Here is an 8,571-nt window from a genome sequence, read left to right as displayed (position 1 = left end):
CACCCGTTAGACGGGTGGTTATGATTTTCAATTATTTGTTGTTAATTACTGAAAAGGGTTAAATGTATCAGAACTTCCTTGTTGCCCGGCCATTTGCATCATCATTTGTTGCTGTTTGATACGCTCTGCTTCCTTATTCATATTGATAGAAACAACAAGAAGGATGACCCAACCGATGAAGGTCCAGTTTAGGAGGATGGATAAAACAAAGACTAGCCATTTCTCGTCTGTTTTGTTTAGGAGGGCTGGTAAGATAAGAAGTGCTACAAAAGGTAAAGAAAAAATTAGGAGGAAAAGTGCTAAGGGTAACGTTGCCCCAACTTCATCGCTAGCAACTCCAATTAAATATATTCCGAGGGCCCAGATGATAAATGGAATATCAGCGATGGCTAACATGATGAGGTTTGTTTGGGTTTTCTTGTCTTGTTTCTTCCAAGTTTCGTTTAGATTTTTGCTTGCTTGTTGGAAAGTTTCACCAGTTTGATTCGCAAATTGGTTAACAGTCTGACTGGCAGTTTCTACAACAGGTTTAACTTGTTCCTGGAAGGTCTTTGCTTGCTTTTCTTGAGCTAGGTTAGTTGCTTGGAAAGTCTCTTCTTCATCTGCTGTAGAGTTAGTGAGTGGTTCTTCAGCAACATCATAGCTGTCAACATTTTTTTCGGCAGTTTCTACCACTTCTGTTGATGGTGCAGATTCTGCTGGTTCAACAACTTCTGAATCTTGCTTAGTTTCTACAGTCTCTTTTTGTGAGACAGTTTCTGTTACTTCGACAGTTTGTTTGGGAGTTTCTCGGACAAACTCGCCTTTCTGAGCTGCTTCAGCCATTTCTTGAATACTTGGATTACGACCATTAACTGCTTGGAAAAAATCGATCCAATCTTGTTGCTTCATGTGTATAACCTCCAGATATCTTGATTAAAAAATGTTGATAATTTACAATTATAGCAATAGTGTAAGGGGACCGCAATGGGAGTCTTTACTTTATTTCCTTATAATCTTCTTATCACTAAAGATGGGAAAGAGAAAGAAATAGGTTAGGATATAGACCACTAGAGGATATATCAGTGGATTATAGTCCCAGGCTCCTTGCCAATCTAGGTGTAAGAGTCTAACACTAGCGCGTGTTAGGCCTGTGCTCCAAGCTTTAAGGCCAAATGGTCTTAGGATTAAACTGAGTGGTGTTGGAAGATGCAAAAGGTAGACTCCATAAACTGCCACTAAAACTAAGAGATATAATCTAAAAAAACGCTGGTGGTAGGCCCACAAGCGTGTAAAATAGTTTTTCATTAGCCAATAACTGCAAAGAGTTTTTGAGCGTTTGATTGGCGAGTAGCATCCATGATGAGGAATAAGTCAACAATTGACCAGATACCACATCCACCACACGTCAAAAGTTTACCAACACCGAGACCAATTTGTCCTAACAAAAAGCGGTCAATTCCAAGAGTCCCACCTAGAAGTGAAATAATCAACAACATTGTTGGATCTTGGAAGCTGATTGAGTAAAGCATTGAAAGTTGTTGCTCAGGAAGTGCTTCAAGACGTTGACGGATGTACTGAACTTGTTCTGTTGGGAAATACTTGGCGTTAATGGTTATCCATTGATCGACTGGATTCATAAATTAAATACCCCTCAAATTTTAAATGATATGTAAAGGATAACATATTGTAAAGGGAGATTCAAGGCGGTCAAGGCTTTTGAAGTCAATAAAAGCAACTTATTTGCAAGCTTCCACTGTGTCATAACTAGAGGATCATTAGGATAATCCTTTCGCACTATGCTTGAGAATGAGCCTACTTCTATTATTTGTGATTTCTCAACCCTTGTTCAAAACTGTCTGAGCTCGCCTTAACAGTGATTTTGTCGAGTGTTAAGGGATGGGTGAAACTAAGGGTGTGGGCGTGGAGCATAAGTCGAGATGCGGGTCGGTGGCTATAAAGAGGGTCCCCCAGAATGGCATGCCCATGGTGGGCCAAATGCACACGAATTTGGTGGGTCCGACCGGTTTTTAGTTGGCAGTTGACCAGACTAGCTCCTTTGAAGGCTTTGAGGCGCGTGATGGTTGTATAGGCAACCTGCCCTTTTCTAGGATCAACCACTCGTTTTCTACGGTCATGGCGGTCGCGTCCAATCTTGTCTTTGTACACAGTCTCCTTGGTCTGAAATTTACCTTCAGCCAAAGCACAGTATTGGCGCTGAATCTTCTTATCTTCCAAGAGTCGATTGAGAATTGGCAGGATAAAGGGATTTTTTGCGAAAAGCACAGCTCCACTAGTTTCTATGTCTAGTCGATGAACGACGTAACAGGTTTGCCCACAATAGGCCGAAACATGGTTAAGTAGAGCAATTTCTGTGGGTTCATTACCATGCGTCTTCATTCCTTCAGGCTTATTGACCACGATGAGATGCTGATCCTCATAGAGAGGCTCTACCAGACTGGCATTTCCCATAGGGATAATCTTTTCAGGGTAGTCCTCTGTATCAAAGGTCAGGCTAATCTTATCACCTTTTTCAACAGGACTCTGCCAATTAATAGTCTCTCCATTGATGAGGACGTGCTTTTTCGTGCGTAGGAAATGACGGATCTTACGAGGAATGAGGAGCTTAGTTTCTAGCAAGTCTTTGACAGTTGTTGCAGGATAGGGATTGATAATTTCTACGTGTAAAGTCATGGTTTCATTATATCATGAACGTTTAAAAGAGGACAGAATCTGTAAAAACTTGGTATAATAGGGTTATGACATTTTTTGATAATCTAAAAAACAAACTTTTTAAAGAAGAAAATAGCGGAAAGGGCAAGGATTCCCAACCTGCTGAAAAATCGAAGAATTTACAAAATAAGATAAAGGGACTCTTTGCTAAGAAACCTGATGAGGTTGAACAAGCTGTTGAAGACCTAGATATGTCTCAGGAAAGTCAAGAGACGTCACGTTATCAACGTTCTAAGCAAAAGAAACCTATTGATACGACCAAACCTTTAGGTAAGGTTCAGGCGTTCTTGAGCAAGTTTACACTTTCGCCAAGAAATCCTATTCGCCGTTTCTGGCGTCGCTATCATATTGGTAAAATTCTCTTTATCTTGGTAGCTATGTTGGTTCTGACAGTTGGTTCCTACCTTTTCTATATTGCCAAGACGACCAATGTTTCAGATCTTCAAGATGCCTTGAAAGCTACGACGGTTATCTATGACAAAGAAGGTAATCAAGCTGGTTCTTTGTCAGGGCAAAAAGGGACTTATGTGGAGCTGGATGCCATTAGTGATAGCTTGGAGAACGCTGTCATAGCAACTGAGGACCGTACCTTCTATGAAAATAGCGGGGTTAACGTCAAGCGATTCCTCTTGGCCATTGTGTCCATGGGACGCTTTGGTGGTGGTTCGACCATTACCCAACAGTTGGCTAAAAATGCCTTCTTGACACAAGAACAGACAGTCACTCGTAAGGCCAAGGAATTCTTCCTCTCTTTGGAATTAACCAAGAAATACAGCAAGCAAGAAATCCTTACCATGTACCTCAATAATGCCTACTTTGGAAATGGGGTTTGGGGTGTTGAAGATGCCAGCCAAAAATACTTCGGGACAAGTGCTGCCAATCTAACCGTTGATGAAGCAGCGACCCTCGCGGGTATGCTTAAGGGACCTGAAATTTACAACCCAATCGATAATATCCAAAATGCGACCAACCGTCGAAACACTGTCCTCGCCAACATGGTTGATGACAAGAAGTTGAGTCAGGCAGATGCCGACAGTGCGGCTGGAGTTGATATGGCTAGTCGTCTGGATGATACCTATCAAGGGACTGGCGATGACTACAAGTATCCGTCTTACTTCGATGCCGTCATTGAAGAAGCTACGAAAACTTATGGCTTGAGTGAGGATGAAATTGTTAAAAATGGCTACAAGATCTACACAGAGATGGATGCCAATTCACAAGCTAACATGCAGCAAACCTACGAAAATACTTATCTCTTCCCTACATCAGAAAGTGATGGTAGTACAGCCCAGTCCGCTAGTGTGGCACTTGATCCAACAACTGGAGCGGTCCGTGGTCTAGTAGGTCGTGTAGGTGGTACCAGTGATACAACCTTCCGTAATTTCAACTATGCAACCCAAGGTAAGCGTAGTCCTGGTTCGACCATCAAACCTTTGGTAGTTTATGCCCCGGCCTTGGCTTCAGGGTGGAGTATCAACAAGGATCTCCCTAATAAACCAATCGACTACAACGGCTATACCCCAACTAACTATGGTGATATTGAGACAGAGGATATCCCCATGTATCAAGCTTTGGCCAACTCCTACAATGTCCCAGCAGTTTACCTATTTAATCAAATCGGTATTCAAAAAGGGATCAGTTACGGTCAAAAATTCGGTCTCAACTTTGACAATGTTCCAGAAGAACTGGGGATTTCACTTGGTGGTGGTGTGACAGCCAGTCCTCTTCAAATGGCTCAGGCATATGCGACCTTTGCTAATGGTGGTGAGATGAACACGGCTTATTTCATCACTAAAATTGAAAATGCCAGTGGTGACATTATTGCTACCCATAGTAAGAAGTCTAAACGTGTTATCAGCCAGTCAGTAGCTAACCAGATGACCAGCATGATGCTTGGTACCTTCTCAAATGGTTCCGCTGTGAATGCCAACTACACAGGTTATACGATGGCAGGTAAGACAGGTACTGTTCAGGCTGAATTTAACAAGGATTTGACTAGCGACCAGTGGGTGATTGGTTATACTCCTGATGTGGTTATGACGACCTGGATTGGTTTTGATAAGACTGACGAGAGTCACTACCTAACAGGAGCTAGCTCGGGAACAGCTTCGACGATTTTCAGCTACATCGCTGCGGATGTTTTGCCAAATACACCAGGTACTGAGTTTACCGTTGAAAATGCCTATGCAGCTGATGGTCAAACACTAGACTATACGGCAGATCCAAATGACTCGCGCAATAGCAGTAACAAGTCATGGACAGACAAGGCATCAGACGTTGTGAATGACGTTAAAGATCAAGCAAGCAGCCTTTGGGATAAGATTACAGACTCCTTCTCAGGTCTATTCAGATAGCTTGTCAATTGCATTTAAAAGTGGTAAGATAAAAAGAACGGAGGCGTTATGGCACAGAAAAAAGCAAGCCTAGCGTGTGCTGAATGTGGGAGCCGAAACTACTCAATTAATGTGAGTAGCACTCCCAAACCAACACGACTAGAAGTTAACAAATTTTGTAAACATTGTAAAAAATACACCTTGCATAAGGAAACAAGATAGGAGACACCGTGAGACAAACTGGAAGTATTTTCAAAGTCTTGAAAGACACGACTTGGCCAGACCGTAAACAACGCTGGCACGATTTTATTTCAGTTCTTGAGTATACTGCGTTCTTCACTGTCATCATCTATGCATTTGATGAATTGTTGAGTCGCGCTATGTCAGCACTGATTAACTTTTTCTAAAGAAAACACAAAAAGAGTGGGAATGCCTGCTCTTTTTTGTTATAATAAATGCAGATAAAAGCGAGAACAAGGGCCACCAGGCTTTTTTATTACGCTTTGAATTAAACCTTAGACATTCACTGACATTTAACACTCGCATCTAGAAGATAGCTAGCCAAAGGTGTTTAAATGTCATTTAGAAAAAAGAAAGGAATCCTAAAATGCTAGATTCATTCGACAAGGGCTGGTTCGTCCTTCAAACCTATTCAGGATACGAAAACAAAGTTAAAGAAAACCTTTTGCAACGTGCCCAAACTTATAATATGCTTGAAAATATCTTGCGTGTTGAAATTCCAACTCAAACGGTTAATGTTGAGAAAAACGGTAAAGTTAAAGAAGTAGAAGAAAACCGCTTCCCTGGTTACGTTCTTGTTGAGATGGTAATGACAGACGAAGCATGGTTCGTTGTTCGTAACACTCCAAACGTTACTGGTTTCGTTGGTTCTCACGGTAACCGTTCTAAACCAACACCACTTTTGGAAGAAGAAATCCGTCAAATCTTGATTTCAATGGGTCAAACCGTTGATGTCTTTGATACTAATATCAAGGTTGGTGACGTGGTTCAAATCATCGATGGTGCCTTTATGGGTCAAGAAGGCCGTGTTGTAGAAATTGAAAACAACAAGGTTAAAATCATGATTAATATGTTTGGTTCAGAAACAGCTGCTGAACTTGAACTTTACCAAATCGCTGAACTTTAAGATAGACAAAAAGAGGTTGGGCTAAGAGACTTCAACCTTGGAAGACTATCTCATTAAACTTGAGGGGAGAGGCTAGAAGCTAGATTTTTGAAATTTAGTTCTGTGTCACTCCCTTTTTTCTAACGGATGATGATGAATTACAAACGATTTTACGATAGGATTAGCGCTCCTTTGCGTTCTTACGCTAAGGTTTTAGAAGGGTTGAACAAGCTTATAACTAGGACTTTTTACCTGCTTTTCCCTATATTTCTTATTTGGGTTTTGCTAAGGGGTGGCTGGTTTATTCTCTCTACGACAGTGCTTATTATGGGGGGAGGCTTTTTCCTTCTTTCTCTTGGTCGTAGTCTCTATAATCGACCGCGTCCATACCAGACTTGGGATATCCAACCCCTTATTAAGAAGGACAGTCTAGGCAAGTCCTTTCCCAGCCGGCATGTTTTCTCAGCGACTGTTATTGCTATGTTGGCACTGACGCTTAACCCCTGGCTAGGTGGGGCCATGCTTTTTCTGGCGGGGGCTCTAGCTTTTTTGCGCGTGCTAGGTGGTGTTCACTATCCTAGTGATGTTCTGGCAGGCTATGCCATTGGGATTCTTTTAGGTCTCCTTCTTTATCTTTAGAAAATTTGGGTCTTCTTCGAGAGAGGAAGGCTTTTTTCGTTGAAAAAGGAAAGGCACCTCTAGGGCACCTTTCCTTTTGTTCTAAAATTCGAGTTGGCAATTAAAGGCTGTTCCCACCATTAGATATTAGCTTAGTTTAGGACATGTTCTCTAATAGCTTGAGCGACTCCATGCTCATCATTTGAAGCCGTTACTAAGTTTGCTGTTTCCTTAACCCCTTCAGGTGCATTGCCCATAGCAATTCCTAGGCCAGCTAGAGCTATCATAGGACTATCGTTGAAGTTATCTCCGATAGTCATGACTTCTTCAAGAGGAAGGTCATAATATTTGGCAACCTCAAGGAGAGCGTGTTCTTTAGAAACATGTTTGGCAGTGACTTCTAAGTAGTTATCTTTGGATAAGTAGAAGGCTGTCTGTGGAAAATCCATGCTTAGGAGTTTTTGGTGGAGGTCCTGGATAACTTCAGGCTCATCAATCAACAATAGCTTGTGGATAGGTGGTTCTGAGTCTGAGACCGTGTCTTGCAGTTCCTTAATAATAGGAGATTCACCCGTGATACTTCCTTCCAACTGAGACCATTTGTCTAGTTCGTTGGTGATCCAGTCCTTGCCAGAGTAGATATTCACAGAGACACTTGGATAATCTGTGGATAAGTAGTTAAGAAGGTCTTGGATTTCAGCTTTATCCACAGGGTGTTGGATGATAGTACGATCACCCTCAAGTACTAAGGCGCCGTTGTAGCAAGCGATGGGATTGTCATGAAGTCCCAGTTTATGAGCAATTGGTTGCATCCCTAGTGGCGAACGGGCAGAAGCTAAAACAAAGGGAATATTTGCTTTTTCAAGCTCTGGCATTACCTCAATCAGTTGCTCATCTACCTGGTGGTTACTAGTGAGAATAGTGCCATCAATGTCACTGATAATCAAACGAATATTACTCATAGTCGCTATCCTTTCCATCGTATAAAATCGTTACTTTATCTTTAAGAGACTCGACCAAATCAGGATCAGGTTTCTTATCTGTAATCCAGTAGTCAAAGTCTTCAATCTTGCCCAAGATATATTTGGAGTGCTTTTCATATTTATCAGATTCAGCAATAAGTATCTTGATTCTAGCAGCTTGCATGGCCAGTTGTTTGACAGCAACGTCCTCTTCATCTTCATAGCTGACCACTCCTTGACTGAGACTAGCCGCTCCGAAGAAAGCTAAGTCAAATTGTAGATGTTGCAAGAGCTGGGCCTCGTGAAGCGAATAGTAGAAGCGGTTTTTGCTGTAAAATCTTCCTCCCAAGAGATGAAAGTCGATTTCTTCTTTGCCACTTAGGACCAAGGCATTGTCCAAAGAGTGGGAGTAGACAGTGACGCTCTTAGTCAATTTTTGTGAAACTTCAAGCATCAGGGTAGAGACATCGAAGAAGAGGAGAGATTGGTCTTTGACCAAGCTAAGCGCTAGGTCTGCTATTTTTTTCTTGTCTTCAGTGAGTCCTTTCTGACGTTCTTGGAAGCCAAGAACAGTGGTATTTTTTACTGGGAGAATGCCACCATGGGTACGCTGAGCCAGATTCCTCTGGCTGAGGCAGTCGAAATCTCTTCTGACAGTGTCTTTGGAAACACCTAATGCGTCAACCATTTCCTTAACAGATAGGTTTCCGCGCTCCTCCAAAAGTGTTAATATTTTCTCTAATCGTTGTTCCTGATACATGAGTCACCTTCTTTCTGATACTAGTATAGCATCTTTTTGCTTTTTTGTTACATAAAAGCG

General features: G+C 41.9%; 11 protein-coding genes. 5 read left to right on the top strand and 6 right to left on the bottom strand.

Annotated features, from left to right (window positions below; translation table 11 throughout):
* Positions 1 to 45: 45 nt before the first annotated feature.
* From HMPREF2571_RS02450 to HMPREF2571_RS02440, 4 genes are all read right to left on the bottom strand, one after another.
* Complete coding sequence (locus HMPREF2571_RS02450) at positions 46 to 891, bottom strand: superinfection immunity protein (RefSeq protein ID WP_013989996.1); 846 nt, start codon at positions 889 to 891, stop codon at positions 46 to 48.
* A 90-nt stretch (positions 892 to 981) separates the two neighbouring features.
* The gene (locus HMPREF2571_RS10220; RefSeq protein ID WP_013989997.1) at positions 982 to 1,287 is read right to left on the bottom strand and encodes a DUF2752 domain-containing protein; all 306 of its coding nucleotides are present in this window, start codon (positions 1,285 to 1,287) and stop codon (positions 982 to 984) included.
* Positions 1,287 to 1,619, bottom strand: coding sequence for a TM2 domain-containing protein (locus HMPREF2571_RS02445; RefSeq protein WP_013989998.1), 333 nt, complete (start codon positions 1,617 to 1,619; stop codon positions 1,287 to 1,289). The genes HMPREF2571_RS10220 and HMPREF2571_RS02445 overlap by 1 nt, the downstream gene beginning before the upstream one ends.
* A gap of 184 nt (positions 1,620 to 1,803) precedes the next feature.
* The gene (locus HMPREF2571_RS02440) at positions 1,804 to 2,673 is read right to left on the bottom strand and encodes an RluA family pseudouridine synthase (RefSeq protein WP_013989999.1); all 870 of its coding nucleotides are present in this window, start codon (positions 2,671 to 2,673) and stop codon (positions 1,804 to 1,806) included.
* Positions 2,674 to 2,738: 65 nt separating this feature from the next.
* Between HMPREF2571_RS02440 and pbp2a the strand changes: the two genes are divergently transcribed.
* The 5 genes from pbp2a to HMPREF2571_RS10965 all read left to right on the top strand — a co-directional run bounded on the left by pbp2a (position 2,739) and on the right by HMPREF2571_RS10965 (position 6,810).
* Complete coding sequence (gene pbp2a, locus HMPREF2571_RS02435; RefSeq protein ID WP_014633641.1) at positions 2,739 to 5,066, top strand: penicillin-binding protein PBP2A; 2,328 nt, start codon at positions 2,739 to 2,741, stop codon at positions 5,064 to 5,066.
* A gap of 48 nt (positions 5,067 to 5,114) precedes the next feature.
* On the top strand, positions 5,115 to 5,267 hold the full coding sequence (rpmG, locus tag HMPREF2571_RS10215; RefSeq protein WP_002886472.1) for a 50S ribosomal protein L33: 153 nt from the start codon (positions 5,115 to 5,117) through the stop codon (positions 5,265 to 5,267).
* An 8-nt stretch (positions 5,268 to 5,275) separates the two neighbouring features.
* Positions 5,276 to 5,452 (top strand): preprotein translocase subunit SecE, encoded by a 177-nt coding sequence (secE, locus tag HMPREF2571_RS02430; protein ID WP_002883656.1) that lies wholly within the window; start codon positions 5,276 to 5,278, stop codon positions 5,450 to 5,452.
* 200 nt (positions 5,453 to 5,652) lie between these two features.
* Positions 5,653 to 6,192 (top strand): transcription termination/antitermination protein NusG, encoded by a 540-nt coding sequence (nusG, locus tag HMPREF2571_RS02425; RefSeq protein ID WP_002883644.1) that lies wholly within the window; start codon positions 5,653 to 5,655, stop codon positions 6,190 to 6,192.
* A gap of 129 nt (positions 6,193 to 6,321) precedes the next feature.
* The gene (locus HMPREF2571_RS10965) at positions 6,322 to 6,810 is read left to right on the top strand and encodes a phosphatase PAP2 family protein (protein ID WP_070847126.1); all 489 of its coding nucleotides are present in this window, start codon (positions 6,322 to 6,324) and stop codon (positions 6,808 to 6,810) included.
* Positions 6,811 to 6,941: 131 nt separating this feature from the next.
* Here HMPREF2571_RS10965 and HMPREF2571_RS02415 read toward each other — a convergent pair whose 3' ends face one another.
* Both HMPREF2571_RS02415 and HMPREF2571_RS02410 read right to left on the bottom strand, forming a co-directional pair.
* Positions 6,942 to 7,751: a Cof-type HAD-IIB family hydrolase gene (locus tag HMPREF2571_RS02415; protein WP_070847124.1), complete on the bottom strand. Its 810-nt coding sequence runs from the start codon at positions 7,749 to 7,751 to the stop codon at positions 6,942 to 6,944.
* Positions 7,744 to 8,511 carry a DeoR/GlpR family DNA-binding transcription regulator gene (locus HMPREF2571_RS02410; RefSeq protein WP_070847121.1) on the bottom strand — a complete coding sequence of 256 codons (768 nt, stop codon included), beginning with the start codon at positions 8,509 to 8,511 and terminating at the stop codon, positions 7,744 to 7,746. Before HMPREF2571_RS02410 ends, HMPREF2571_RS02415 begins: the two co-directional genes overlap by 8 nt.
* Between the last annotated feature and the right edge of the window lie 60 nt (positions 8,512 to 8,571).

The sequence above is a fragment of the Streptococcus sp. HMSC068F04 genome (assembly GCF_001837455.1).
In the GTDB taxonomy this organism is placed as follows: Bacteria; Bacillota; Bacilli; order Lactobacillales; family Streptococcaceae; genus Streptococcus; species Streptococcus salivarius_D.
The sequence above is the reverse complement of the archived record's forward strand: the minus strand, read 5'-3'. Positions and strand labels throughout refer to the sequence as shown.